This is a genomic window from Cupriavidus sp. GW823-FHT07B10 (assembly GCF_058794355.1).
The window spans coordinates 268,660-294,695 of record NZ_JBXAGS010000008.1; the positions used below are offsets into that span (position 1 = coordinate 268,660).

Annotated in this window: 21 protein-coding genes; 14 read left to right on the plus strand and 7 right to left on the minus strand. The window is 68.7% G+C overall.

What is annotated here, in order from left to right; translation table 11 throughout:
• Nucleotides 1-9: 9 nt before the first annotated feature.
• The 4 genes from AC1Q6V_RS19165 (at nucleotide 10) to AC1Q6V_RS19180 (ending at nucleotide 5,151) form a co-directional block, all read left to right on the plus strand.
• Nucleotides 10-1,488, plus strand: a complete 1,479-nt coding sequence (locus tag AC1Q6V_RS19165; RefSeq protein ID WP_010811681.1) for an aldehyde dehydrogenase — start codon at nucleotides 10-12, stop codon at nucleotides 1,486-1,488.
• 23 nt (nucleotides 1,489-1,511) lie between these two features.
• Complete coding sequence (locus tag AC1Q6V_RS19170) at nucleotides 1,512-2,486, plus strand: VOC family protein (protein WP_011616780.1); 975 nt, start codon at nucleotides 1,512-1,514, stop codon at nucleotides 2,484-2,486.
• A 26-nt stretch (nucleotides 2,487-2,512) separates the two neighbouring features.
• Nucleotides 2,513-3,469, plus strand: a complete 957-nt coding sequence (locus AC1Q6V_RS19175) for a PDR/VanB family oxidoreductase (RefSeq protein ID WP_010811679.1) — start codon at nucleotides 2,513-2,515, stop codon at nucleotides 3,467-3,469.
• Between the two features lie 374 nt (nucleotides 3,470-3,843).
• The gene (locus tag AC1Q6V_RS19180) at nucleotides 3,844-5,151 is read left to right on the plus strand and encodes an MFS transporter (protein ID WP_231881505.1); all 1,308 of its coding nucleotides are present in this window, start codon (nucleotides 3,844-3,846) and stop codon (nucleotides 5,149-5,151) included.
• 61 nt (nucleotides 5,152-5,212) lie between these two features.
• Here AC1Q6V_RS19180 and AC1Q6V_RS19185 read toward each other — a convergent pair whose 3' ends face one another.
• A complete protein-coding gene (locus AC1Q6V_RS19185) occupies nucleotides 5,213-5,731 on the minus strand; it encodes a MarR family winged helix-turn-helix transcriptional regulator (RefSeq protein WP_010811677.1) in 519 nt (172 codons plus the stop codon).
• 322 nt (nucleotides 5,732-6,053) lie between these two features.
• On the opposite strand from AC1Q6V_RS19185, the gene AC1Q6V_RS19190 reads away from it, so the two are divergent.
• The 7 genes from AC1Q6V_RS19190 (at nucleotide 6,054) to AC1Q6V_RS19220 (ending at nucleotide 13,468) form a co-directional block, all read left to right on the plus strand.
• A complete protein-coding gene (locus AC1Q6V_RS19190; RefSeq protein WP_011616781.1) occupies nucleotides 6,054-7,046 on the plus strand; it encodes a Bug family tripartite tricarboxylate transporter substrate binding protein in 993 nt (330 codons plus the stop codon).
• Nucleotides 7,047-7,095: 49 nt separating this feature from the next.
• Nucleotides 7,096-9,387, plus strand: coding sequence for a xanthine dehydrogenase family protein molybdopterin-binding subunit (locus AC1Q6V_RS19195; RefSeq protein WP_058697860.1), 2,292 nt, complete (start codon nucleotides 7,096-7,098; stop codon nucleotides 9,385-9,387).
• On the plus strand, nucleotides 9,380-10,246 hold the full coding sequence (locus tag AC1Q6V_RS19200; protein ID WP_454749277.1) for an FAD binding domain-containing protein: 867 nt from the start codon (nucleotides 9,380-9,382) through the stop codon (nucleotides 10,244-10,246). Before AC1Q6V_RS19195 ends, AC1Q6V_RS19200 begins: the two co-directional genes overlap by 8 nt.
• A gap of 9 nt (nucleotides 10,247-10,255) precedes the next feature.
• A complete protein-coding gene (locus AC1Q6V_RS19205) occupies nucleotides 10,256-10,732 on the plus strand; it encodes a (2Fe-2S)-binding protein (protein WP_010811673.1) in 477 nt (158 codons plus the stop codon).
• Entirely contained in the window at nucleotides 10,722-11,459 is a 738-nt protein-coding gene (locus tag AC1Q6V_RS19210) for an SRPBCC family protein (RefSeq protein WP_010811672.1), read from the plus strand. Before AC1Q6V_RS19205 ends, AC1Q6V_RS19210 begins: the two co-directional genes overlap by 11 nt.
• 102 nt (nucleotides 11,460-11,561) lie before the next feature.
• Nucleotides 11,562-12,413, plus strand: coding sequence for an IclR family transcriptional regulator (locus tag AC1Q6V_RS19215; RefSeq protein WP_010811671.1), 852 nt, complete (start codon nucleotides 11,562-11,564; stop codon nucleotides 12,411-12,413).
• 38 nt (nucleotides 12,414-12,451) lie between these two features.
• A complete protein-coding gene (locus AC1Q6V_RS19220) occupies nucleotides 12,452-13,468 on the plus strand; it encodes a tripartite tricarboxylate transporter substrate binding protein (protein ID WP_058697862.1) in 1,017 nt (338 codons plus the stop codon).
• Here AC1Q6V_RS19220 and AC1Q6V_RS19225 read toward each other — a convergent pair.
• The 4 genes from AC1Q6V_RS19225 to AC1Q6V_RS19240 all read right to left on the minus strand — a co-directional run bounded on the left by AC1Q6V_RS19225 (nucleotide 13,455) and on the right by AC1Q6V_RS19240 (nucleotide 18,503).
• A complete protein-coding gene (locus tag AC1Q6V_RS19225) occupies nucleotides 13,455-14,294 on the minus strand; it encodes an IclR family transcriptional regulator (protein ID WP_010811669.1) in 840 nt (279 codons plus the stop codon). The two genes, AC1Q6V_RS19220 and AC1Q6V_RS19225, sit on opposite strands and share 14 nt — an antisense overlap.
• 69 nt (nucleotides 14,295-14,363) lie before the next feature.
• Nucleotides 14,364-15,500 (minus strand): FAD-dependent monooxygenase, encoded by a 1,137-nt coding sequence (locus AC1Q6V_RS19230; RefSeq protein WP_454749276.1) that lies wholly within the window; start codon nucleotides 15,498-15,500, stop codon nucleotides 14,364-14,366.
• A 570-nt stretch (nucleotides 15,501-16,070) separates the two neighbouring features.
• Complete coding sequence (locus tag AC1Q6V_RS19235; RefSeq protein WP_454749529.1) at nucleotides 16,071-17,306, minus strand: acyl-CoA dehydrogenase family protein; 1,236 nt, start codon at nucleotides 17,304-17,306, stop codon at nucleotides 16,071-16,073.
• A 45-nt stretch (nucleotides 17,307-17,351) separates the two neighbouring features.
• On the minus strand, nucleotides 17,352-18,503 hold the full coding sequence (locus tag AC1Q6V_RS19240; RefSeq protein ID WP_454749530.1) for an acyl-CoA dehydrogenase family protein: 1,152 nt from the start codon (nucleotides 18,501-18,503) through the stop codon (nucleotides 17,352-17,354).
• A gap of 254 nt (nucleotides 18,504-18,757) precedes the next feature.
• On the opposite strand from AC1Q6V_RS19240, the gene AC1Q6V_RS19245 reads away from it, so the two are divergent.
• Together AC1Q6V_RS19245 and AC1Q6V_RS19250 are read left to right on the plus strand one after the other, a co-directional pair.
• Nucleotides 18,758-20,305 carry an AMP-binding protein gene (locus AC1Q6V_RS19245; RefSeq protein WP_439669778.1) on the plus strand — a complete coding sequence of 516 codons (1,548 nt, stop codon included), beginning with the start codon at nucleotides 18,758-18,760 and terminating at the stop codon, nucleotides 20,303-20,305.
• A gap of 157 nt (nucleotides 20,306-20,462) precedes the next feature.
• A complete protein-coding gene (locus AC1Q6V_RS19250) occupies nucleotides 20,463-23,225 on the plus strand; it encodes a winged helix-turn-helix domain-containing protein (protein WP_454749531.1) in 2,763 nt (920 codons plus the stop codon).
• Between the two features lie 37 nt (nucleotides 23,226-23,262).
• Here the strand turns inward: AC1Q6V_RS19250 and AC1Q6V_RS19255 are convergent, their stop codons facing one another.
• The gene (locus AC1Q6V_RS19255) at nucleotides 23,263-23,934 is read right to left on the minus strand and encodes a nitroreductase (RefSeq protein ID WP_058697867.1); all 672 of its coding nucleotides are present in this window, start codon (nucleotides 23,932-23,934) and stop codon (nucleotides 23,263-23,265) included.
• A 34-nt stretch (nucleotides 23,935-23,968) separates the two neighbouring features.
• Nucleotides 23,969-24,844, minus strand: coding sequence for a crotonase/enoyl-CoA hydratase family protein (locus tag AC1Q6V_RS19260; protein WP_010811662.1), 876 nt, complete (start codon nucleotides 24,842-24,844; stop codon nucleotides 23,969-23,971).
• A gap of 216 nt (nucleotides 24,845-25,060) precedes the next feature.
• Here AC1Q6V_RS19260 and AC1Q6V_RS19265 point away from each other — a divergent pair, with 216 nt between their 5' ends.
• Nucleotides 25,061-26,032 carry an NAD(P)H-dependent flavin oxidoreductase gene (locus tag AC1Q6V_RS19265; protein ID WP_010811661.1) on the plus strand — a complete coding sequence of 324 codons (972 nt, stop codon included), beginning with the start codon at nucleotides 25,061-25,063 and terminating at the stop codon, nucleotides 26,030-26,032.
• Nucleotides 26,033-26,036 lie beyond the last annotated feature (4 nt).

The window sequence follows — 26,036 nt, forward strand, 5'->3', positions numbered from 1 at the left end:
GCAACGACAATGAAGACGCAAGAAGTACTCCCCATCTGCATCGCGGGCGAATGGCGCCTGGGGACCGGCGACCGCTATGGCACCCGCTATCCGGCTACCGGCGAAGTGGTGGCCGAACTGAACGCCGCCAGCCTGGCGGACGTGGAAGAAGCGGTGCAGGGCGCCCATCAGGCCTTCCTCACCAGCGGCTGGGCCCAACGCAAGCCGCATGAGCGCGCCGCCGTGCTGTACCGCGTGGCCGAGCTGATCCGCGCCCAGGGCGAGCAGCTGGCCCAGCGCCAGCGCCTGGACAACGGCAAGCCGATCAGCGAGACGCGCGCCCTGGTGGCCAGCGCCGCCGGCACCTTCCAGTTCTTTGCCGCCGCCTGCGAGACGCTGGAAGAAACCATCACGCCGCAGCGCGGCGACTGCCTGACCATGAGCGTGTACGAGCCGATGGGCGTGGTTGCGGCGATCACGCCGTGGAACTCGCCGATCGCCAGCGAGGCGCAGAAGATGGCGCCCGCGCTCGCCGCCGGCAACGCCGTGGTGGTCAAGCCCGCCGAGGTCACGCCGCTGATGGCGCTGGAGCTGGCGCGCATCTGCGAAGAGGCCGGCGTGCCCAAGGGCCTGCTCAGCGTGCTGCCCGGCAAGGGTTCGGTCATCGGCGACGCCATCACCAAGCATCCGCTGGTGCGCCGCGTGTCGTTCACCGGCGGCACCACCACCGGCAAGCACATCGCCCATATCGCCGCCGACAAGATGATGCCGGTGTCGCTGGAACTGGGCGGCAAGTCGCCGACCATGGTGTTCGACGATGCCGACCTGGACCACGCGGTCAACGGCGTGCTGTACGGCATCTTCAGCTCGTCGGGCGAGTCGTGCATCGCCGGCTCGCGCCTGTTCGTGGCGCGCTCGCAGTACGAGGCCTTTATCGACCGCCTGGCCGCGGGCGCCGCGCACCTGCGCGTGGGCGACCCCGCCGACGAGCGTACCCAGATGGGCCCGCTGATTACCGACCGCCACCGCGACAGCATCGAGTCGTACGTGGCCGCCGGCGTGGAAGAGGGCGGCCAGCTGCGCACCGGCGGCCTGCGCCCAGACGTGGCCGGCCTGCCCAACGGCTATTTCTACACGCCGACCATCATCGAAGGGCTGGATAACAACGCCCGCATCTGCCAGGAAGAGATCTTCGGGCCGGTGCTGGTCGCAATCCCGTTCGACGACGAGGATGACCTGATCGCGCAGGCCAACGACAGCGTCTATGCGCTTGCCGCGGGCATCTGGACGCGCGACTACAAGCGCGCCTGGCGCGTGGCACGCGCCGTGCAGGCGGGCAATGTGTGGATCAACACCTACAAGCAATTCTCGATCGCGACGCCGTTCGGCGGCTGGCGCGACAGCGGCCTGGGCCGCGAGAAGGGGCGGCTTGGCATCCTGCAGTACATGGAGCAGAAGAGCGTGTACTGGGGCCTGAACGAACAACCGCTGCCGTGGGCCAACCACTGAACCCGGCAGGCTGGAGAGAAGCAATGATCAAGGTATTGGGGATCGACGAGATCGTCTACGGCGCGGATGACTTTGACGCCTGCCGTGGCTTTTTCACCGACTGGGGCCTGGCCATCAAGCGCGACGATGCGCAGGGCCTGGATTTTGAAACGCTGAACGGCTGCCGCGTGCTGGTGCGCCGCATCGACGATGCCACGCTGCCGCCCGCGATCGAGGCCGGCCCGACGCTGCGCGAAGTGGTGTGGGGCGTCGAGTCACAGGCCTCGCTGGACCAGCTCGCCAAGGCAATCGCTGATGCACCGGGCTTCGTGAAGCAAGGCGAGGGCGATACGCTGCGCGTGGGCTGCACCGATCCGAACGGCCTGGCCGTGCGTTTCCAGGTCACCCGCAAGCATGACGTGCAGGTCGAATGCGCGCTGATGAACACGTGGAACGACAAGCCGCGCCTGAACCAGCGCAGCCCGATCTACGACCATGCCACCCCGATCGAAGTGGGCCACGTGGTGTTCTTCGTCAAGGACGTCAAGGCCACTGAGCGCTTCTATGTCGAGAAGTTCGGCTTCGTGCCGTCGGACCGCTACCCGGACCGCGGCGCCTTCCTGCGCTGCACGCCCGAAGGCGGCCACCACGACCTGTTCCTGCTGCAGCTGCCGGAACCGAAGAGCGGCCTGAATCACGTCGCCTTCACCGTGCGCGACATCCACGAAGTCTTCGGCGGCGGCATGCATGTCTCGCGCAAGGGCTGGGATACGCAGCTCGGCCCGGGCCGGCACCCGATCTCGTCGGCCTACTTCTGGTACTTCAAGAACCCGGCCGGCGGCCTGATCGAGTACTACGCCGACGAAGACCAGCTCGACGAACACTGGGAGCCGCGCGCTTTCGAGCCGGGCCCGACCATGTTCGCCGAATGGGCGATCGAAGGCGGCATCGACGGCAACACCCGCCGCCAGAAGAACGCGGGCGGACCGGCAGGCAAGTTCCTGACCGAGAAGCGGTAAGTCAGCAGCAATCGAAGGAAGCAGCAATGAGTGCCCACCAGTCCCTGACCCTGCGCGTCCACGCCATGCGCTATGAAGCGCGCGGCGTGGTCAGCATCGAACTGCAAGATCCCGAAGGGAAGACCCTGCCCGAGTACAGCCCGGGCGCCCATATCGACCTGCACCTGGGCAACGGCCTGGTGCGCAGCTACTCGCTGTGCGGCGCGCCCGAAGCGCGCCGGCGCTATACCGTGGGCGTGCTGCTGGACCGCGGCAGCCGCGGCGGTTCGCGCTACGTGCATGAGCAGCTGCGCGTGGGCGCCACGCTGACCGTGGGGGCGCCGCGCAACAACTTCGAGCTGGACGAAAGCGCCGCGCACACCGTGCTGGTCGCCGGCGGCATCGGCGTCACGCCGATCGTCTGCATGGCGCGCCGCCTGGCCGAGCTGGGCAGGTCGTTCACGCTGATCTACTGCGCCCGTTCGCGTGCCGAGGCCGCATTCGTCGAACAGCTGTCGGCCCATGGCGATGCCGTGCACTTTCACTTCGACGACGAGGCCGGCGTGCCGCCGGACCTGAACGCGATGCTGGCCGGCCAGGAGGTGCAGACGCACTTCTACTGCTGCGGCCCCGGTCCGATGCTGAAGGCGTTCGAGGCTGCCTGCGAAGCGCATGGCTACCCGAACGTGCATATCGAGCGCTTTGCCGCCGACCCCTCGACCGAGGCGGTGCAGGAGGGCGAGTACACCGTGTCGCTGTCGCGCACCGGCACCACCGTCAAGGTGCCGTCCGGCAAGTCGCTGCTGGACGCACTGCTCGATGCCGGCGTGCAGATGGACTACAGCTGCCGCGAAGGCGTGTGCGGCTCGTGCGAGACCGCGGTGCTGGAAGGTTGCCCCGACCATCGCGACAGCGTGCTCAGCAACAGCGAGCGCGCCAGCAACAAGACCATGATGGTGTGCGTGTCGGGGTGCAAGGGCAGCAAGCTGGTGCTGGACTTGTAATTTCGCGATTGTGTTCTCCCCTCTCCCGCGCGCGGGAGAGGGGCGGGAGAGAGGGCCAGCGCACGCCGTAGCCGATGCGCTGTCGAATCCCGACTGCCTCTTCCCAGGCCGCCGGGCAAGCCGCGGCATCTGCCGTTATCAAGTGCCTGCCCTCTCCCCCGGCCCCTCTCCCGCAAGCGGGAGAGGGGAGCAACCCCCGAAGAATCAAACCGAGAAGCCCCGTGTTAACCCAGAGACAAGACGCAGCGTCCCCCGGCGCACCGGTGGCCGCCACCGCAGGTATCGTGACCACGGCCGACAGCGCCGGCCAGAGCGCGGCGGCGGCCCGCAGCGGCCCGCTCACGCGCGGCAATATCGTTGCCCGCATCGAGCGCATGCCGGGCAACGCCATGCATATCCGCGCCCGGCTGCTGATCGGCCTGGCCACCTTCTTCGATGGCTTCGACGTCATCGCCATCGCAGCCACGCTGCCGCTGCTGATCGCGCAGTGGTCGCTGACGCCGGGCCAGATCGGCGTGCTGATCGCTGCGCCTTCGGTCGGCCAGCTGGTCGGCGCGCTGCTGTTCCCGGGGCTGGCCGAGCGCTTCGGCCGGCTGCGCTCGATCGGCTGGAGCGCGGGCATCATCGGCCTGATGAGCATTGCCTGTGGCTTCGCGCCGTCGTTCGAGATCTTCTTGCTGCTGCGCATCGTGCAGGGCCTCGGCCTTGGCGGTGAGCTGCCGGTGGCCGCCACCTATATCAACGAAGTCACGCGCGCGCATGGGCGTGGGCGCTTCGTGCTGCTGTACGAGGTGGTGTTCCCGATCGGCCTGATGGTGTCCAACGGCGTTGGCGCCTGGCTGGTGCCGCACTACGGCTGGGAGGTGATGTACTTCATCGGCGGCGTGCCGCTGGTGCTGTTCTTCATCCTGCGCCGCGTGATCCCGGAATCGCCACGCTGGCTGGCGGAGAAAGGCCGTCTTGAAGAAGCCGATGCCGCACTGCGTGCGTTCGAGGCGCGCGCCAAGGATCCGCTGCCGCCGCCGGTCAATGCCGGCAGCTACGACCGCATGACCCAGCACCCGCGCCGGCGCGTGCGTGACCTGGTCAGCAAGGCCTACCTCGGCCGCACGCTGGCGGTATGGATGCTGTGGGCAACCTGCGGCTTTATCCAGTACGGGCTGTCGACGTGGCTGCCCACGGTCTACAAGACCGTCTACCACGCGCCGCTGCAGCTGGCGCTGAACCTTGCCGCCGGCGCCTCGGTGCTGGGCGTGGTCGGTTCGCTGGTGTGCGCGATGATCGTCGACAAGGTCGGGCGCAAGCCGGTGATCAATGTGTCGTTCCTGCTGTGCGCGCTGTCGCTGGTGCTGGCGGGCGTGTTCCACGCTTCGAACGTGTACGTGGTCGCTACTTTCTGCGCGCTGGCGATGGGGTTCCTGGCCAGCGGCTTTATCACCGCCTATGTCTATACGCCGGAGCTGTATCCGACCAGTGTGCGGGCGATGGGGTGCGGCCTGGGCGGCGCCTGGCTGAAGCTGGCGGCGATCTTCGCGCCTGGCCTGATCGCCAGCACCATTGGCAGCGGCAACCTCAGCGTCGCCTTCTTCGCGCTGTCCGTGGTGCCGGCGCTGGCGGCTGTCACCGTGCATTTCCTTGGCATCGAGACCAAGGGGCGGGTGCTGGAAGAACTGGAGGTCTGAACGGGCGTGCTGGTCCCGTTCCCTTCGGGCTGCCCCGCAATCCGGGTGCGGCCCTTTTTCTTTATTCCTGCGTGCGCAACAGCTTGCGCAGCCCCTGGTAAACCGCTTCCCGCTCCTCCGGCGACAACTGCCGGATCACCTGCGCCTGCCCCCGCCGCGCCAGCGGCATCACCTGGTCGTGTAGCGCGGCACCGGCTTCACTGATCGCGCAGATCAGCTTCTTGCGCGGCGTGTTGCCGGCTGAGGTCAGCCGCACCAATCCCCGATCCTCCAGCAGCCGCAGCGTGCGGCTCACCAGCGCCTTGTCCGAGGTCGACTGGGTCACCAGCTCGGCAAACGGCAGTTCGCGCGCGTGCGCCAGCAGCGCCAGGATGCGCCACTCCGGCACGGTCAGGCCGAACTGTTCCGCATAGGGCTTGGTCACCGTGCTGCGCAGCGCGGTGACCAGCTGGCTCAGCATCGTGGTCAGGAAATTGTCGACGGTCAGGCCGCTGCCGGCCTCGTCGAGGTCGGTCCACGGGCTGGTGTTGTCGGTGTCTGGCGCGGGCTGGCCGTTGGCGGGCGCGGCGTCACGGGGCATGCGTTCCTCTTGGTCAGGGTCTGCCGGCCGCGGAGTTCGGGCCGGTTGGCGGGCCCGATTGTCTCACAGGCGCTCGCCAATTCCGCCACCGGGTGTCGCTTTCGTGTCATGCAATAGAATTAAGCAAACTAGATCATGTCAATAGGTGTTTAACGTAAGTTGAGTTGTCAATATTGGCGGCCTAGGATTACCAATGTTCCTGGTGTGAACGTACGTTTTACTAATAAAACAACCGAAAGTGTTGTAACCCGAGCCAACCCTGTTTTCGCGGTGCGCACAACAGCCCACTCCAACCGCGAATGCGCCCCCACAGGAGCTGTTGATGAGACACGAACGCCCCCGCCGCCTTTTCCTTGCAGCCACTGCCATGGCCGCGCTTGCGCTTGCCGCGGGCAGCGCGCTGGCCACCGCCGCGTATCCGGCCAAGACCGTGACCATGGTCGTGGCCTATCCGCCCGGCGGCGACACCGACGCCATGGCCCGGCTCTATGCCGACAAGCTGTCGGCGCGCCTGAAGCAGCCGGTCATCGTCGAGAACCGCCCCGGTGCCGGCGGCGTGGTCGGCGCCAGCTTCGTCAGCCGCGCGCCGGCGGACGGCTACACGCTGCTGTACACGCCCAACCCTTTCACGCTGGCGCCGATGGTGCTCAAGCTGGCGCCATCGGCCAGCTATGACCCGCTGCACGGCTTCACCCCCGTGATCCAGACCGCGGTGCAGGCGGTGCTGCTGGTGGCCAACCCGCAGGCCGGCATCAAGACCGTCGGCGAGATGATTGCCGTGGCCAGGGGCGGCAAGACGCTGACCTATGGCAGCCCGGGCGCGGGTTCGCCGATGCACATCGCCGGCGAGATGCTCAACCGCGCCGCGGGCGTGAAGATCCAGCACGTGCCGTACAAGGGCGTGGCGCCGGCGGTCAACGACGTGGTGGCGGGGCACGTGAACTTTGCCTACGTCACGCTGGGTCCGGTGGCGCAGTACATCAACACCGGCCGGCTGATCCCGCTGGCGATCACGGACGCAAAGCGCTCGCCGCTGCTGCCCAACGTGCCGACGCTGGCCGAGCTCGGCTACAAGGACGTGGTGGTCGGCGCCTGGCATGGCGTGATGGCGCCCAAGGGCACGCCGCCCGAGGTGGTCAAGGTGCTGAACCAGCAGCTCAACGACGTGCTGCGCCTGCCGGACGTGACCGAGAAGATGGCCACCTTCGGCGCCAGCCCGGTGGGCGGCGCCCCGGCCGCGCTGGAAAAGGTCAACGCGGCCGACTACGAGCGGCTGGGCAAGGTGATCCGCGACCTCGCGATCACGGCGGAATGACGCAGGGCAGCGCATCGCGTTCATGCAACCAGACAAGCAGGAGGCCGGCATGAGCAAGGCGATCGTGGGAAGCTCCACGCCGCAGGTGACCGCGCGGGAAAAGGTCATGGGGCGCGCGCAGTATGCCGGCGACATCAAGTTGCCCGGCATGCTGCACGCCAAGGTGCTGCGCAGCCCGCACCCGCATGCGCGCATCGTGCGCATCGACACCTCCGCGGCGAAGGCGCTGCCCGGCGTCAAGCTGGTGGTGACCGGGCACGATGTGCCCGCCCGCAACTGGGGCCCGCACCGCAAGGAGCAGCGCATCCTGGCCTGCGGCGTGGTGCGCCACGTCGGCGAGGAAGTGGCCGCGGTGGTGGCGGTCAGCGAGGAGATCGCGCGTGATGCGCTGGACCTGGTCCGCATCGAGTACGAGGCGCTGCCCGCGCTGCTGACGCCGGAAGCGGCGCTGGCCGATGGCGCGCCCGAGATCCATGCCGGCACGCGCAATATCGGCCATGAGATGCACATCGTGCGGGGCGACGTGGATGCCGCGTTCGAAGCCTGCGCCGCGGTGCATGAGGCCACCTACGACATGCACTCGCAGTACCCGGGCTACCTTGAGCCAATGGCCTCGGTGGCGGCGCAGGACGGCAACGGGCGGCTCACGCTGTGGGCCTCGACCCAGTCCGTGTTCCTGGCGCGCGCGCGGCTGGCCGAGGCGCTGGACCGGCCGGTCTCGACCATCCGCGTGGTGCAGGCGACCACCGGCGGCGGCTTCGGCGCCAAGATCGTCGAGGAGAACAACAGCCTGATCTGCGCCTTCCTGGCCAGCCGGCTGGAGCGCCCGGTGCGGCTGGTCAACAACCGGCTGGAAGACTTCCAGGGCGCGCGCGCCAGCGTGCCGATGAAAGTGTGGCTGCGCATGGGGCTGTCCGCAGACGGCGTGATCCTGGCCAAGGATGTGCGCATCGCGGCCGAATGCGGCGCCTACTCCGGGCTTGCCGGTGATGTGATGCACGTCACCGCCATGCGCAGCGACAACATGCACCGCGTGCAGAACGTGCGCTCGCATGCGGTCATGGCCTATACCAACAACCCGCCGCGCGGCGCCTTCCGCGGCTTTGGCGGGCAGCAGATGCAGTTTCCGCTGAACTGCCACCTGACCGTGCTGGCCGGCATGCTCGGCATGGACCCGGTGGAGGTGCACAAGCGCAATGCGATCGGCGCGGGCGAGACCAGCGTGCATGGCTGGAAGATCAGCAGCACCGGCATGGCCGAGTGCCTGGAAATGACCCGCAAGGCCATCGGCTGGGACGAGAAGCGCGCCGCGCCGCGCGGCACCGGCACGCGCCGGCGCGGCGTGGGCATTGCCGCGGCCATGCACGTCAGCGGCAACCGCACGCTGGGCAACTGGGACGGCTCGACCATCCTGCTCAAGATCAACGAGGACGGGCGCGCGATGCTGCAGACCAGCGAGTGCGACATGGGGCAGGGCGCCAACACCATGCTCAGCCAGATCTGCGCGCAGGAGCTCGGCATCCCGCTGTCGCACGTGACCGTGATGGCGCCGGATACCGATACCGCGCCGTTCTGCCTGGGCTCGCTGGCGTCGCGCGTGACCATCATCGCCGGCAATGCGTTGCTGCGTGCCGCGCGCGAGGCGCGCCAGAAACTGCTGGCACTCGCGGCGGAGAAGCTTGGCGTGGACGCGGAACAACTGGAGATTGCCGATGGCCGCATCGCCGCGCCGGGCCAGCCCGACAAGTCCGCCACGCTGGCGGAGATCGCGCGGCTGCATATCTTCCGCCACGGCGGCGAGGGCATCCACGTGCGCGCCACCTATGACGCGCCCACGGTGATGCACGACGCCGACTACTACGGCAACGTCGCGCCCGCGCACTCCTTCGCGGCACAGGCGGTGGAAGTGGAAGTCGACACCGGCACCGGTCAGGTCACCGTGATCGACAGCTTTGTCGCCGACGACTGCGGCAAGGCCATCAACCCGCTCGCCGTGCACGGCCAGACCCACGGCGCGACCGTGCAGGCGATCGGCTGGACCCTGTACGAGAACCTGCAATACGAGGATGGCCGCCTGATGAACGGCAACTTTGCCGACTACACCATGCCGACCGCCGACGCGGTGCCGATGTTGCGCACCGACGTGGTGGAATCGAACGACCCCAACGGCCCCTATGGCGCCAAGGGCGCCAGCGAAACCGCGATCCTGCCGGGCGCGGCGGCGATCGCCAATGCCGTCTTCGACGCCGTGGGCGTGCGCATCCAGTCGCTGCCGATCACGCCGGAGAAGGTGCTGGCGGGCCTGCGCGAACTGAAGCAGAAGGAGGCCGTCCATGCGTGACTTTGCCTTCCTTGAGCCGGCCACCGTGGCCGAGGCCAGCCAGATGCTGGCCGAGCTGGGCGACAGTTGCCGCATCCTTGCCGGCGGCACCGCGCTGATGCTCGGCATGCGCCAGCGCATGCTGACGCCTGGCCACCTGGTCTCGCTGGGCCGGCTCAAGGCGCTGCGCGGCATCACCTTCGATGCGCGCGAGGGCCTGCGCATCGGCGCGCTGACGCTGCATGCCGAGGTAGCGCGCTCGCCGCTGGTGCAGGCGCACTACCCGATGCTGGCCAGCATGGCCTCGCGCGTGGCCAATCCGCAGGTGCGCAACCAGGGCACCATCGGCGGCAACCTCTGCTATGCCGACCCCGCCACCGATCCGCCCGGCTGCCTGATGGCGCTGGGCGCGCGGATCGTGGTCAGCGGCCGAGGCGGCGAGCGCGAGATCGATATCGAGGACTTCCTGGTCGACTACTACGTCACGGCACTGGCGCCGGACGAGATCGTCACGCAGATCCGCGTGCCGGCGCCGGGTGCCGGCGCCGATGGCCGCTATGCGCGCTTCCTGCGCACCGCCGCCGAGCACCGGCCGCTCGCCAGCGTGGCACTGGCGGTGCGGCGCGAGGGCGCGTTCTGCGTCGAGGCGCGGCTGGCGGTGGGCGCGTCCACGCCGATCCCGGCCCGGCTGCGCCGCGCCGAAGCGCTGCTGGCCGGCAAGGCCGTCACCGCGGAACTAGCCGAGGAGGCGGCCGCCATTGTCGCCGCGGATATCAACGCGGTCTCGGACATGCGCGGGTCCGAAAGCTACCGGCGCGAGATGGTGCGGGTAGTCGCGCGCCGCACCATTGCCGAGCTGTTCGGCGTGGCATCGGAGTAAGGAATCCCCATGAACCAAGTCAGCATCGAACTCACCGTCAACGGCGAGGAACACCAGGTGGAGGTGCCGGCGCGGCGCCTGCTGTCCGACCTGCTGCGCGACGACCTGAACCTGACCGGCACCAAGCGTGGCTGCGAGACCGGCATCTGCGGCGCCTGCTCCGTGCTGGTCGACGGCGAGGTGGTCAAGTCCTGCCTGATGCTCGCCGTGCAGGCGCGCGGGCGCCATGTGATGACGGTGGAGGGGCTGGCCGCCGACGGCCAGCTGCATCCGCTGCAGCAGTGCTTCATGGACAACGGCGGGCTGCAGTGCGGCTATTGCACGCCGGGCTTCCTGATGGCCTCGTGCGCGCTGCTTGCCAATAACCCCAACCCGACCGAAGACGAAGTCCGCCACGGCCTGAACGGCAACCTGTGCCGCTGCACCGGCTATGTCGGCATCGTTGAATCGGTCCTGTCCGCCGCGGAGAAAATGCGTGGAAATTGAAAAGACCCTGGTCACCGCGGCGCCGCCGGCGCGCGTGTGGGAGCTGCTGCTCGACCCCAACGTGATGGGCGCGTGCGTGCCCGGCATGGAATCGATCGAAGTGCTGAGCGATGTCGAGTACATCGCCCATATGGCGGTCAAGATCGCCTTCATCAACGCGCGCTTCCGGCTGCATACGAAGATCGTCGAGACGCGCGCGCCGCATTACCTGCGCACCGAGGGCACCGGCGAGGACGACTCAGTGGCCAGCTCGCTGCGCCAGTCGAGCGAGCTCTTCCTGACCGCCCTGGACGATGGCGGCACGCAGCTGCGCATCAGGGTGGAGGTGGACGTGCTGGGCCGGCTGGGCACTTTCGGCCTGAGCGTGATGAAGACCAAGGCCGACCGCATGTGGGACGAGTTTGGCGCCAACCTGCTGGCGCGGCTGTCGCCGCAGGGGGCGCAGGCAGCGCCCGAGCCGGCGGCGAAGTCCGCACCTGCGGCACCGGTTGCATCGGCCGCGGCTGCCAACGGCCATGCGGTGCTGCCGACACGGTCCGCGCCCGCACCCGCCGCCGGCGGGCTGTTCTCGCGGCTGTTCGGGCGCGGCGAGGCCGCGCGCGGGCCGCTGTCGGACATCTGCGTTGAGCTGCGCCGCAGCGACGAGACCATCGTGGTGCGGTGGCCCGCCGCCCAGGGCGAGCAATGCGCGGCCTGGCTGCGCGACTACCTGCGCCCAGGGGCATAGGCGGAGCCAGGGCGGGGTCTGCCGGCAATACGGGTACCCTACGGGGTGCAGGCGTGATATATGAGAGCGTTACGCCAAGACCGAATATTGCAGAGACAGACCATGACGACCGATTCGCCGCAGGAAGACACGCAGGAAAGCGGCCAGGAGGGCGCCCCGGAGAGCGCCCAGGAGAAGTACATCGTGCCGGGGCTGGAGCGCGGCCTGCGGCTGCTGGCCGAATTCAGCAGCCGTGAGCGCACCTTGTCGGCGGCCGAGCTGGCGCGCCGGCTCAAGGTGCCGCGTTCGACCGTGTTCCGGCTGCTGGCCACGCTGGAAATGATGGGCTTTGTCGAGCGCACCGACGGCGGGCGCGAGTTCCGCCTGGGCATGGCGGTGCTGCGGCTGGGCTTTGACTACCTGGCCTCGCTGGAGCTGACCGAGCTGGGCCGCCCGCTGCTGGACCGGCTGCGCGACGAGATCCACTATCCGTGCAACCTGGTGGTGCGCGACGGGCGCTCCATCGTCTATGTGGCCAAGTCGGTGGCCTCGCGCCCGTTTGCCAGCACCGTCAACGTTGGCACCCGGCTGCCGGCGCATGCGACCGTGCTGGGCCGCGTGCTGCTGGAAGACCTGTCGCTGGCGGAACTGCGCACGCTGTATCCGGAAGAGCGCCTGGAGGTGTATTCCGAAAGCACGCCGCGCACTGTCGAAGAGCTGTACGACATGGTCCAGCGCGACCGCCAGCGCGGCTATGTGCTGCATGAAGGGTTCTTCGAGGCCAGCATCTCCACCATCGCGGCGCCGGTGCGCGACCGCAGCGGCAAGGTTGTGGCGGCGCTGGGCGCGACCATCCCGGCCTCGCGCATCGATCCGGACCAGCTCGACAACGTGGTGGAACAGGTCAGGCGGGCGGCGGCCGAGCTGTCGAGCCTGCTCGACTACCGGCCGGAGGTGCCGAAACCGTTCGCGTGACGGCAGCGCGTGCCGCCAGCCATCCATTGGGAAGCAATATGCAGCAACGCAAGACATACAACAGGCCGCCGCGCCGGCGGCAATGGCTGGCCGGCACGGCGCTGGCCGCTGCGCTGGCGGCGTGCGTGCCGTGGCAGGCGGCGCAAGCCGCCGGCTGCGCCAATGTGCGCATCGTGGTGCCGTTCCCGGCCGGCGGCCCGGCAGACCAGCTCGCGCGCACGCTGGCGCACGGGCTGCAGCAGCGGCGCGGCACGCCGTTCGTGGTAGACAACAAGCCTGGCGCCAACGGCAATATCGGCATCGACACGGTGCGGCGCGCGCCGGGCGACGGCTGCACGCTGCTGGTGGCCCCGGCCGGCAACCTGACCATCAACCCCACGCTGATGCCGGCGCTGAGCTACAACGTCGAGCGTGATTTCCGGCCGGTGTCGCTGCTGGCGGGCTCGCCCAACGTGCTGGCGGTGCATCCGTCAGTAAAGGCGAATTCCGTGCAGGACCTGGTCAGGCTGGCACAGCAGGCAGAGAAGTCCGGCAAGCCGCTGGGCTACGCCAGCCCGGGCGTCGGCAGCGGCCTGCACCTGGCCGGCGAGCTGTTCCGCAACAAGGCCGGCATCACGCTGCTGCACGTGCCCTACAAAGGCACCACGCAGGCGCTCAACGACGTGGTGGGCGGACAGGTGCCGATGCTGTTCGGCACGTGGCCGACGCTGGCGCCGTTTATCCAGTCCGGCGCGCTGCGCGCGCTGGCGGTGACGCAGTCCACGCGCTCGCCGGCCGCGCCGAACGTGCCGTCGCTGGCCGAGCAGGGCGTGCCCGGCATCGACGTCAGTTCCTGGTATGCGCTGCTGGTGCCCAGGGCCACGCCGCAGCTGGCGGCCGATGCGCTCAGCGCCGACGTGCGCGCGCTGCTGGCCACGCCCGCGGTGCGGGCCGAGCTGCAGCGCCAGGGCATGGAGCCGGTGGGCAGCACGCCGCAGGCGCTCGAGGCCCGCATCCGCGAGGAAACCGCGGCGTGGGCGAAGCTGATCAAGGCGTACGGGATTACCGCGGAGTAGCGGCGCTGCGGTATCCCATCAGGCCCGACAGGTCGCGCGCGGCCTGCCTGACTTCCTTCTCCACGCGCTCGCGCAGCGCGCCATCGGCTTCAAAGCGCTGCTGCGGTCCCGCCACGCTGATCGCGGCGATCACGTCGCCGTCGGCGCCGCGCACCGGTGCCGCGCAGGAATCGATGCCCGGTTCATAGGCGGAAAAGCTCCAGGCGCAGCCGCGTTCGCGATCGGCGGCAAGGATATCAGCCAGCCGCGCGTGCGTGGCCGGGCTCTGGCCGGTGACCGTCGGCAGGGGATCGGATCCCAGCAGCTCGCGCAGCGTCTCCGGCGGCAGCTCGGCAATCAGCATCCGCCCCGGCGTGGTCAGGTGCGCGGCCACGCGGCTGCCCACCTGGATATTGCTGACCAGCGAGGCCGCGGGCATCTGCCGCAGCAGGTAGAGTGCATCGCCGCCATCGCGCACGGCCAGGTAGGCCGACAGCTGCAGCGATGCGCTCAGCCGGGCCAGCACGCGTGCGGCAAAGCTGGTCAGGTCATTGCTGGCCAGCACGCGCGAGGCCAGCTTCAGGAAGTTGAAGCCGACCTGGTGCCCGCCTTGCGGCAGGCGTTCCACCATGCCCTCATGCTCCAGTGTATCCAGCAGCCGCATCACGGTGACGCGGTTCACGTCGATGCGCCGGCCCACTTCGCTCAGGTTGGCGGTGGCGCCGCCCTCGGCGATGAAGCGCAGCAGGCGCAGGCCGCGGATCACCGGCGAGACCAGCTGGGCTTCGCGGGCGTCTTCGGTATCGCCATCGTCGGCAAGGTCAGGCTGTGGGCGGGATTTGGGCATGGTGGTGTCTGCTGTCAACGGAAAACGGCCGCGCAGGCGGCCGTGCTGGCGGAAACGATCGGCGCGGCTTCAGCCGAGGGCGACGTTCCAGGCGTCGTAATCGTACACCCAGTCGGCATTGCCGCCTTCCTTCAGCCAGGCATTGCCGCGCGAGCCGATCTGGATGCGGCTGGTGCGTTCGTGGCGCGCGGCCTGGTAGCGTGCCAGCGCGGCGGGCACGCCTGCGGCACCGCCGGGTGCGGCATCGGCAAGGCAGCGCGCCAGCACCACGCCGTCTTCAATCGCCATGCCGGCGCCTTGTGCCATGAACGGCATCATCGGGTGGCAGGCGTCGCCCATCAGCGTGACCGGGCCGGCGCACCATGCCGGCAGCGGGTCGCGCACGTACAGCGCGGAGATCAGCACCTCGTCGCAGGCATCGAGCAGTGCGCGCGCCTCGGGGTGGAAGCCGGCATAGGCGCTGCGCAGGTCTTGCACGCGGCCCGGCGTGGTCCAGGACTCATGGCGCCAGGCTTCCTGTGCGACGGTGGCGAAGATAAAGATGTCGCGGCCGCGGTTGAGCGGGAAGGTGACGATCTGTGTGGCGGCGTCGGGGCCCCACCATTTGGTGAAGGCGCCCAGGTTGGGCACGCCGGCGAGGCGCTCGGCGGGAACGACCGCGCGGTAGGCCACCACGCCGGTGAAGATCGGGCTTTCCTGGCCGAACAGGGCGGTGCGCACGGTCGAGTGGATGCCGTCGGCGCCGACCAGCACATCGACGCGCTCCTCTGCGCCACTGGCGAAGCGCAGCGTGGCGCTATCGGCATGCGGCTCGATCGCCACGGCCTTGTGGCCAAGGCGCACGCATTCGGCCGGCACGGCGGCTTCCAGTGCGGTCATCAGGTCGGCGCGGTGCATGGTCAGTTGCGGGGCGCCGTAGCGGCGCTCGGCGTCTTTCTGCATCGGCAGGCGGGAAGTTTCTTCGCCGGTGTCCCACGTGCGGCTGATGCGGTGGCTGGGGCGTGCGGCGGTTTCGCGCAGGGCGTCGCCGATGCCTAGCCCGTCGAGCGCGCATACGGCGTTGGGGGTCAGGTTGATGTCGGCGCCTACGCGGGCGAAGCGGGGGGCTTGTTCGTAGACGATTGCGTCCATGCCGAGCTTGCGCAGTGCGATGGCTGCGGCGAGGCCGCCGATGCCGGCGCCGTTGATTCCGATCTTGAGGGGCATTTTGTCTGCCTGCTGGTTGTTGGTGTATGTTCAAAAGTGAACTATATGTTCATAAAAATATATGAGCGTGAGGGTGAACAGTCAATTAAGGGTGAACCCTAGGAAGGTGGTTTGGTGAGGGGGCTGGGGCAATGCGGTCGGTTAGTGGCTTCTGGCAGCGTGGCTGTTTCGCCGGCGTAGCCGGCGAGTCACTTTTTGTCCGAGCGACAAAAAGTAACCAAAAAGCGCGTCGCCTATGCGGCTGGCAATCAATTCCACGGCGTTGGTGGTTCGCACGGTGGTGCTTGCCGTTTGGGCGTGGGTGCCCGTTCGACCCTGCTACGCCATGTGAGTGTGGGACAGTGCCTGCGATAACCCACTATTGAACGATCCCCATGCAGGGCGTAGGCCGCCTGCTGCAAACGGCATTGCGGGGACGCCTACGGCTGCTGCGCAGGCTCAAGATGCGTTGACGGTCATTGGGCGCTTGCGCGGAGCGCAGCCGAAGGCGTTGATGCGATATCGCCAAGCCCCAAAAAAAACAGCCGCACACGGCGGCTGCTCTTGAAACCATCGCCGGTACACAAACGCTCAAAGCCCCAACACGAGCTTGGCAATGATATTGCGCTGGATCTCGTTAGATCCCCCGTAAATCGACGCTTTGCGATAGTTGAAATAACGCGGCGCCAGCACAGCCGCATATTCAGGCCCGACACGCGGCGCGGCCTCGCGTCCCTGCAATTGAGCCCAGGTGTCCTGCACGAACGGCAACGCCGCCGGGCCTGCAGCTTCCACCGCAAGTTCGCTGGCGGCCTGCAGAGTCTCAGTGCCCGTGAGCTTCAGCATGCTCGACGCGGCCCCGATCGAGGTCCCGGATTCCACGCCTGAGAACACCCGCAACTCAACCGCTTCCAGCGCGGCAGCACGCAGGTGCAGCGCCGCCAGCTTGCGGCGGAAGGCGGGATCGTCCAGCAGGCGGCCACCGTCGTCGGCAGGCTGCTCCGCGGCAATCTCCGCGATCTTCGACAGTTGATTGCGCAGCATCGGGCTATATGTACCGCCGCGCTCGAACTCCAGCAGGTACTTGGCGTAGGTCCAGCCCTTGCCTTCCTCCCCGATGCGGTTTGCCACCGGCACGCGCACGTTCTCGAAGAAGACCTGGTTCACTTCCTGCTGCCCGGTCATGGGGCCGTCCAGCGTCGGCAGCGTCGACACCGTGATGCCGGGCGTATGCATGTCGAGCAGCAGGAACGAAATCCCTTCCTGGCGCTTCGATTCGCGGCTGGTGCGCACCAGGCAGAACATCCAGTCGGCCCACTGCGCATGCGTGGTCCAGATCTTGGAGCCATTCAGGATGTAGTGCTCGCCGTCGCTGTCGGTGCCGTGGTCGGCGCGCATCTGCAGCGAGGCCAGGTCGGAGCCGGAGTTGGGTTCGGAATAGCCCTGGCACCACCACACGTCCGAGCTCAGGATCGGCGGCAGGAAGCGCTGCTTCTGCTCGGGCGTGCCGTACTTCATGATCACCGGCGCCACCATCTTCAGGCCCATTGGCGACACTGGCGGGCAGCCGGCGGCGGCCAGTTCCGACTGGAAGATAAAGCGCTCGGTCGGGGTCCAGCCCGGCCCGCCGTATTCCTTGGGCCAGTTCGGCGCGGCCCAGCCGCGCGCGTGCAGCGCCTTCTGCCAGCGCAGCTGCGCGGCCTTGTCGAGGTAGCCGTTCTTGGACTGCGCCATCATCGCGCGCAGGTCGGCGTCATAGGCCTGGGCGATCCAGGCGCGCACGTCTTCACGGAACTGCTGATCTTGCGGGGAGAAATCGAGATTCATCGACGGGCCTCGCTGGGTAATCGTCTGGGTTCGGGGATGCCGGCTTCAGGCCGCGGCCAGGGCGGGGTAGAGCAGGTCGGCGTAGCGGCGCAGGTGGTGCTCGGCCGAGCCCAGCTGCAGGTCGATCGCGGTGACGCGCTTGAAGTAGTGGCCCACGGCCAGCTCTTCGGTGACGCCCATGCCGCCGTGGATCTGCACCGCCGCCTGGCCGACAAAGGCACCGGCCTGGCCGGCCTGGATCTTGGCCGCGCACGCCGCCTGGGCGCGTGCCTGCGGCGCGCTGGCAGCCTGCATCGCCGCCACCTGGGTCAGCGCCACGGATTGCTCCAGCTGCACGTACATGTCGGCCATGCGGTGCTGCAGCACCTGGAAGGTGCCGATCGGCACGCCGAACTGCTTGCGCTGGCGCGCATAGTCGATGGTGTCGGCCAGCATGCGCGCCATCGCGCCATTGGCTTCGGCACAGAGCGCGACCATGGCTTCGTCGCACAGCTGTTCGATCAGGGCAAAGGCTTCGCCTTCCGCGCCGATGCGCTGGCTCGCCGGCACCTGCACGTTGTCGAGCAGCACCTCGGCAGCACGCAGGCCGTCGAAGGTCGGGTACTCGCGCAGCGTCACGCCCGGCGTGTCGCGCGCAATCCAGAACAGGCTGATGCCGTCCCGGTCGCGGCGCGCGCCGGAGGTGCGGGCGCTGACCACCAGGTGGGTGGCGAACGGCGCGCCGACCACGGCGTGCTTGTGCCCGCTCAGCTTGTAGCCGTTGCCCTGGCGCGTGGCGCCGGCCTGCACGTCGTGGCGGCAGTAGCGGCTGACGGGTTCGGCGTGGGCCCAGGCGGCGGTGGCTTCGCCGCCGATGATGGCCGGCACCCACTGCGCGGCCAGCTCGGGGCTGCCGTGCATCAGCGCGCCCCCGCCCAGCACCACGGTGCCCAGGTAGGGCTCCAGCGCCAGGTGGCGGCCCAGTTGTTCCATCACGATCATGTGCTCGGCCGCGCCGCCGCCCAGGCCACCGAGCGCCTCGGGGTAGGCCGCGCCGAGAATGCCGAGCTCGCGGGCGAATGCGCGCCAGCAGTCCGGGCGCCAGCCCGCGGCGGACTGCACGGCAGCGCGGCGGGCTTCGAAATCATAGTGGTCGGCCAGGTAACGCGCGAGCGTGTCGCGCAGCATCGACTGTTCTTCGCTGAACTGGAAATCCACCTTGGCTCCTTCGGAATGGGGGTGAGGCGTGATTGCAGTAGTCTGGCGGGCATCATCCTGCCAGGCCGCCCGGTGGCGCATCGTCGCATCGGACGAAGCTGTTCCGGCGCGAACGCAGCCCTTTTTTGTGGCACTGCGGCAAAACGGTGGCGGTGCCGCTTCGTCGCTTCCGACGATGGTTGAACCGGCTGGGGTTCCGAGAATGCGGTACCGGCATCCGCCAACACACCGACACCCTCGAGGAGTCCAACGCCATGCATCCGCACATCCACGCGCAGCGCACACCCGAAAAACCAGCCGTCATCATGGGTGGCAGCGGCGCAGTCGTCACCTACCGCGAACTGGACGAACGCTCGAACCAGGTCGCCCACCTGTTCCGCAGCCAGGGACTGCAGCCCGGTGACCGCGTGGCGTTCATGGTCGAGAATCATCCGCGCCTGTTCGAACTGTGCTGGGGCGCGCAGCGCAGCGGCATTGTCTATGTCTGCCTGAGCACGCGGCTGAACGTGGCCGATGCCGCCCACATCATCAATGACAGCGGCGCCAGGCTGCTGGTCACCACGCACGCGCAGGCCGAGGTCGCGGCAGCCCTGGCCGGGCAGACGCCGGCCTTGCGCGGCAGGCTGATGCTGGACGGCACAATGCCGGGCTATGACGCGTACGAGACCGCGCTGGCGCGCTGCCCGGCAACGCGCATCGATGACGAAGTGACCGGCGGCGACATGCTGTATTCGTCCGGCACCACGGGCCGGCCCAAGGGAGTGTATGCGCCGCCGTCGAGCCCGAATATCGACGATCCCACGACCCTGACCAGCCTGTGCCAGCGGCTCTATGGCTTCGATGCCGAGACGCGCTACCTGTCGCCCGCGCCGCTGTACCACGCGGCGCCGCTGCGCTACAACATGACCGTGCAGGCGCTGGGCGGGACCGCGGTGGTGATGGAGCATTTCGATGCCGAGCACTATCTGCAGCTGGTGCAGCAGCACCGCATCACGCATACGCAGCTGGTGCCGACGATGTTCTCGCGCATGCTCAAGCTGCCCGAGGCGCAGCGCCAGGCCTATGATGTGTCGTCGCTGCGCGTGGCGATCCACGCGGCCGCGCCGTGCCCGGTGCAGGTCAAGGAAGCCATGATCGCGTGGTGGGGGCCGGTGATCTGGGAGTACTACGCCGGGACGGAGGGCAACGGCGTGACCGTGGTCAGCACGCCGGAGTGGCTGGAGCGCAAGGGCACGGTGGGCCGGGCCATGGTCGGCAAGCTGCGCATCTGCGGGCCGGACGGCGCGCTGCTGCCGCCGGGCGAATCGGGCACGATCTACTTTGCCGAAGGCCGCGACTTTTCGTACCACAACGACGAGGCCAAGACCGCGGAGTCGCGCCACCCGCAGCAGCCGGAATGGAGCACCATCGGCGATGTCGGCTACGTGGATGCGGACGGCTACCTGTACCTGACCGACCGCAAGGCCAACATGATCATCTCCGGCGGCGTCAACATCTACCCGCAGGAGGCCGAGAACCTGCTGATGACGCATCCCAAGGTGATGGACGTGGCCGTGATCGGCGTGCCCAACGAGGACTTCGGCGAAGAGGTCAAGGCCGTGGTGCAGCCCGTCGACATGAGCCAGGCCGGTCCCGAGCTGGCCGCGGAACTGATCGCGTTCTGCCGCGCCAACCTGTCGGCCATCAAGTGCCCGCGCTCGGTCGACTTCGCGTCCGAGCTGCCGCGCCTGCCGACCGGTAAGCTGCTCAAGCGGCTGCTGCGCGACCGCTACTGGGGCGGCCACGCCAACAAGCTGGTGTAGGGCCGCCTGCCGCTGCCCGCATTTTCGCGAGTGCGGCGGTTTACGTCATAATCCTCCGTTACATCACAGCCACGGCCCGCCTGCCTGCATCCGCAGCGCGGGCGGGCGCATCGCGCGGCCTGCAACGGCAGCGATGTGCGGGAGACGACAACAGCCAATGGCAAGTATCGAGGAGACCGGACGGCGCGCGCCGCCGCCCGCCGGCGCCGCATCGCTGGCGGCCAAACTGCGTCCGCCGCTGCTGACCCCGTTCCAGGTCGAGCGCGCGGCGATCTGCGAGACCGTGTGCGCGGCCGGTTTCGTCAAGCTTGTGCTGGTGCGTGCACCGGCGGGCTTCGGCAAGACCACGGCCATGCTCCAGTGTCGCGCGCGCCTGGAGGCCGCGGGCGGGCGCACCGCCTGGCTGACGCTGGATCGGTCGGACAATGATGCCTCGCGCTTTCTGGGGTCGGTCGAAGCTGCCATCGCGCAGGGCCTGGGCGGCGGCGGCCCCGGCCGGTCCGCGCACGCGACGCTGGCACAGGATCCCGGCGAGCAGGCGCTCGCGCTGATCGACCGCCTGGCCAGCCATAACGGCGCCTTCACGCTGTTCCTCGATGATTTCGAAGCGATCCAGAACGCCGCCGTGACCGGGCTGGTCTGGCAACTGGTGGAAAGCCTGCCGCCCGGCTGCCGCGTGGTGATCGGCACGCGCTGGGTTCCGGAATCCGGCCTGGGCCGCCTGCGCGCGCGCGGCGAGCTGCTTGAGATCGAACCCGCGCAGCTGCGTTTTTCCGCCAGCGAAACTGCATCCTTCCTGCGCCATGCGCGCGGGCTGAAGCTGGAGCAGGCGGCCATCAGCGTGCTGCACCGGCGTACCGAGGGCTGGGCCACGGCATTGTGGCTGGCGTCAGTCGCGCTGGAGCGGCGCAGCCAGCCAGAGGGTTTTATCGCCGGCTTCTCCGGCTCCAACGCGGCGATTGCCGACTACCTGGTCGAAGACGTATTCCTGCACCTGCCCGAGGCGGTGCGCGACTTCCTGCTGCGCACCTCGATCCTGGACCAGTTGTGCGGACCGCTGTGCGACGCCGTGTGCAAGCCCGCGACAGCTGGCAGCAGCGACGAGATCCTGGCCTGGCTGGAGCGCGCCAACCTGTTCCTGCTGCCGCTGGAGAGCGAACGCTATGGCGAGCGTGGCTCCGGTGCGGCATCGGAGCAGTGGTACCGCTATCACAGCCTCTTTTCCGGCTTCCTGCGCGGCCAGCTGGCGCAGGCCATGCCTGACGCCGTGCCGCAGCTGCACCTGTCGGCATCGCGCTGGTATGAGTCGCAGGGGCGCCCGGTGCCCGCCATCGAGCATGCCTTCGCGGCCGGTGCGCTGGCGCGCGCGCTGCCGTTGCTGGACGGCGCCGCGGACGACCTGCTGGCGCAGGGCCGCATGCGCCTGCTGACGCGCTGGCTGGAGGCGGTGCCGGCGGAAGAACTGGCGCGCTGGCCCAAGCTGCAGATCGCGCGCGTGTGGGCGGTGTCGTTCACGCGCGGCCCGGCCGAAGCCATCGCCCTGCTGCAGCAGATCCCCACCGAGGGCGCGGCCGGCGACCTGCTGGCGCATATCCGCGCGCTGCGCCACATGCTGCTGAACATGATGGACCGCTTCGACGATGCGCGCGCCTTCGCCCGCAATGAGCTGCCGCCGTTGCCGATGGGCTATGCCTTCCCCGATGCGATCCTGGGCACGTCGATGGCACGCCTGGCTGCGGTCGCCGGCGACTACCCGGAGGCGCGCCGGCTGCTGCAGGTGGCACGGCACGCGGTGCGAGGCTCGGACAGCAATTTCAACAAGATCTTCTCGGAGTCGGTCGAAGGGCTGATCGACCTGCGCCAGGGGCGGCTGCAGCAGGCGCTGGCGCGGTTTCGCATCGCCGCCAGCACGATGCTGCCGAACCGCTTCGGGCCCACCAACGGCAATGCCATGGCCGGCATCCTGCTGGCCGAAGGCCTGTACGAGAGCGGTGATTCCGAGCGCGCCAGCCGATTGCTCAACGTCTACCTGCCGCTGTCGCGCGACCTCGGGCTGCCTGACCAGATCATCACCGGGCACACGGTGCTGGCCCGCATTGCGTTCGAGCGCGGCGAAGCCGACCAGGCGCATGAATGGCTGGCGCAACTGGAAGCGCTGGGGCACCACCGCGGGCTGACGCGGCTGGTGATGGCGGCAATGCTGGAGCGCGCACGGCTGGCACTGCGCCAGGGCAATGTTCACGCGGCGCAGGAGGCGATCGAACGCGCCGCCGATCCGGCGCTGTGGCGCACGCGGCCCGGGGTCAGCTCCTTTGCCAGCGATGTCGAGGACATCACCCTTGGCCGGCTGCGGCTGGACCTGTATGCGCGCCCGGGCACGCCGGTGCGCGAGGTCATCGAGCGCGAGCTGGCGGCTGCCGCCGGCAACCAGCTGATGCGCCGCGCGCTCAAGCTGCGCATCCTGCTGGCGCAGGCGTGCCAGCGCACCGGCGACGGCGCGCACGCGCTGGTGGTGATGGGCGAGGCGCTGCGTTTCGGCGCTGCCGAAGGCTTTGTCCGCATCTTTGCCGACGAGGGCGACGATGTGCGCAGGCTGGTGGCCGATGCCTGCTCGCGCCAGTCGGCCAGCCTGCCTGCCCCCTATGTGGAAAGGCTGCTGCAGGCCTGCGGCCAGTCCGGGAGCGAGCAGGCCGCCGGTACCGGCCGGCCGGCGCCGGCGGCGCTGGTGGAGCCGCTGACGCCCAAGGAGCAGAAGGTGCTGCAACTGCTGGCCGAGGGCTATTCCAATGTGGCCATGGCCGAGCGCCTGTTCGTGTCCGAAACCACGGTGCGCACGCACCTGCGCAATATCAGCGCCAAGCTGCATGCCAGCAACCGCACCCAGGCGGTGGCCATTGCACGCCAGCTCGGGCTGCTCTGAGGCCGCGCGCGCAGGTCAGCCCGCGCGCGCTTGCGGCTCAGATGCCGATGAACTCCGTGAATTCCTCCAGCGGTGCGCGCACGGAACGCAGCTGGTTGGCGGGCGCCTCGGGGTCTTCGTAGCCGATCGCCATGCCGGTGAACAGCATCCGTTCGGCCGGCAGCGACAGGAACTTGCCGAGGGTCTGCGGGTACATCGCCCAGCATTCCTGCGCGCAGCTGTCCAGCCCTTCTTCACGCAGCAGCAGCATCACCGTCTGCAGGTACATGCCCAGGTCCGACCATTGCGGCGGGCCCATGCGGCGGTCCACGGTGCAGAACAGCGCCAGCGGCGCGCCGAAGAAGGTGAAGTTGTTGGCAAACTGCGCCAGCCGCCGCGCCTTGTCCTCGCGCGGGATGCCGAGGTAGTGGTAGAGCGCCTCGCCCACCTGGAAGCGGCGGTCGCGGTAGGGCGAGACCAGCTCGCGCGGGTAGATGTCGTACTCGCGCTCTTCACCCGCGGGCGCCTGGGCGATGCGCTCGCGCATGATGGCGCGCAGCCCCTCCAGGGCCTCGCCGCCGATGACATGGATATGCCAGGGCTGCAGGTTGCCCCCCGAGGGGGCGCGCGCGGCGGCGTCGAGCACGCGGCGGATGGTGTCGGGCGCAACGGCCCGGGGCAGGAAGCCGCGGACGGACTTGCGACTGGCGACGGCTTGGCTGACTTTCATGCGAATTCCGGAAAAGTTGATCGACGGGCGCGCTTCAGATGAAGGGCGGCTCGCTGGTCCAGTCGAAGAAGTCCGGCATGTCGTGCGACACGGTTTCCGGGAAGGCGGCGGGACGCTTCTCCAGGAAGGCGCTGACGCCTTCCTTGACGTCGGCGGAGCGCCCGCGCGACTGGATCGCGCGGCTGTCGAGCTTGTGCGCTTCCATCGGGTGGCTGGCGCCGGCCATGCGCCAGATCAGCTGGCGCGAGATCGCTACCGAAACCGGCGCGGCATTGGCGGCGATCTCGCGGGCAATGGCCTGGGCGGCAGGCAGCAGGTCTTCGGGCGCGTGCAGCGAGCGCACCAGGCCGCGCTCATGCGCTTCCTGGGCCGAGAACACGCGGCCGGTATAGCACCATTCCAGCGCGGTCGAGATGCCGACCACGCGCGACAGGAACCACGACGACGCCGCTTCGGGCGTGATGCCCCGGCGCGCAAAGACAAAGCCGAACTTGGCGTCGGTCGACGCCAGCCGGATATCCATCGGCAGCTGCATGGTCACGCCCACGCCGACCGCGGCGCCGTTGACCGCGGCGATCACCGGCTTGAGGCTGCGGAAGATGCGCAGCGACACGCGCCCGCCACCGTCGCGGTGCGCGCTGTCGGGGCTGGCGCCATAACGCTTCTCGAAGTCGAAGGTGGAACTGCCGCCGGACAGGTCGGCGCCGGCGCAGAAGGCGCGGCCCGAGCCCGTGACGATCACGGCACGCACGTTGTCGTCGGCATCGGTGGCGTCGAACGCGGCGATCAGTTCATGCATCATCTGCGCGGTGAACGCATTGAGCTGGTCCGGGCGGTGCAGGGTGATGGTGGCGACACCGTCTGCAACGGCGTAGCGCAGGGTTTCGAACGAAGGCGTGGCTTGCGTCATGGGGGGCTCCTGCCGGGATTGCTGCGAATATGGGAGGAAGTGTGCCGGGGCGGGGCGCCGGCACGGGGCTCGGTCAACACTAGTGCAGAATGCGCCGCCCGCAATCGTCGCTTCCGACGAGGCTCGGAATCGGCACCTGGCCGTAGACTGACCCCGATCAAGCGGCAGGGCCGGCACTACCGCGCGCCTGCCGGCGCAGACAGCAAAGGGACAACCATGAAGACACGAATCACCGAACTGCTTGGCATCCGCTACCCGATTATCCAGGGTGGCATGCAATGGGTTGGCTACGCCGAGATGGCCTCCGCCGTTTCCAACGCCGGCGGGCTGGGCATCCTCACGGCGCTGACGCAACCCACGCCCGAGGCGCTGGCCGAAGAGATCCGCCGCTGCCGCGAGATGACCGACAAGCCGTTCGGCGTGAACCTGACCCTGCTGCCGTCGATCAACCCGCCGCCGTACGCGCGCTACCTCGACGTCATCATCGAAAGCGGCATCAAGGTGCTGGAAACCGCCGGCAACAACCCCAAGGAACATATCGCGCGCGCCAAGGCCGCCGGCATCAAGGTGATCCACAAGTGCGTGGCGGTGCGCCATGCGCTGTCGGCCGAGCGCCTGGGCGTGGACGCGGTGTCGATCGACGGCTTCGAGTGCGCCGGCCACCCCGGCGAGGACGACGTGCCCGGCATGGTGCTGATCCCGCAGGCGGTGCGCAAGCTGTCGATCCCGGTGATCGCCTCCGGCGGCATCGCCGACGGACGCGGCATGGCAGCGGCACTGGTGCTGGGCGCCGAGGGCGTCAACATGGGCACGCGCTTCTGCGCCACGCGCGAGGCGCCGATCCACGACAACGTCAAGAAGGCGCTGGTGCAGGCCAGCGAGCGCGATACCAACCTGATCTTCCGCACGCTGCACAACACCGCGCGCGTGCTCAAGAACGCCGTGTCGGACGAGGTGGTGAGCATTGAACGCCGCCCGGGCGGCGCGCAGTTCGAGGACGTCAAGCACCTGGTCGCCGGCGTGCGCGGCAAGGCGGCGCTCAAGGCGGGCGAGACCGACAGTGGCATCATCAGCGCCGGCCAGTGCGTGGGCCTGATCGACGACGTGCCCAGCTGCGAAGAACTGATCACGCGCATGGTGGCCGATTGCCGAGAGCACCTCAGCGTGGCCTCGCGCTTCTTTGCCTGACGCC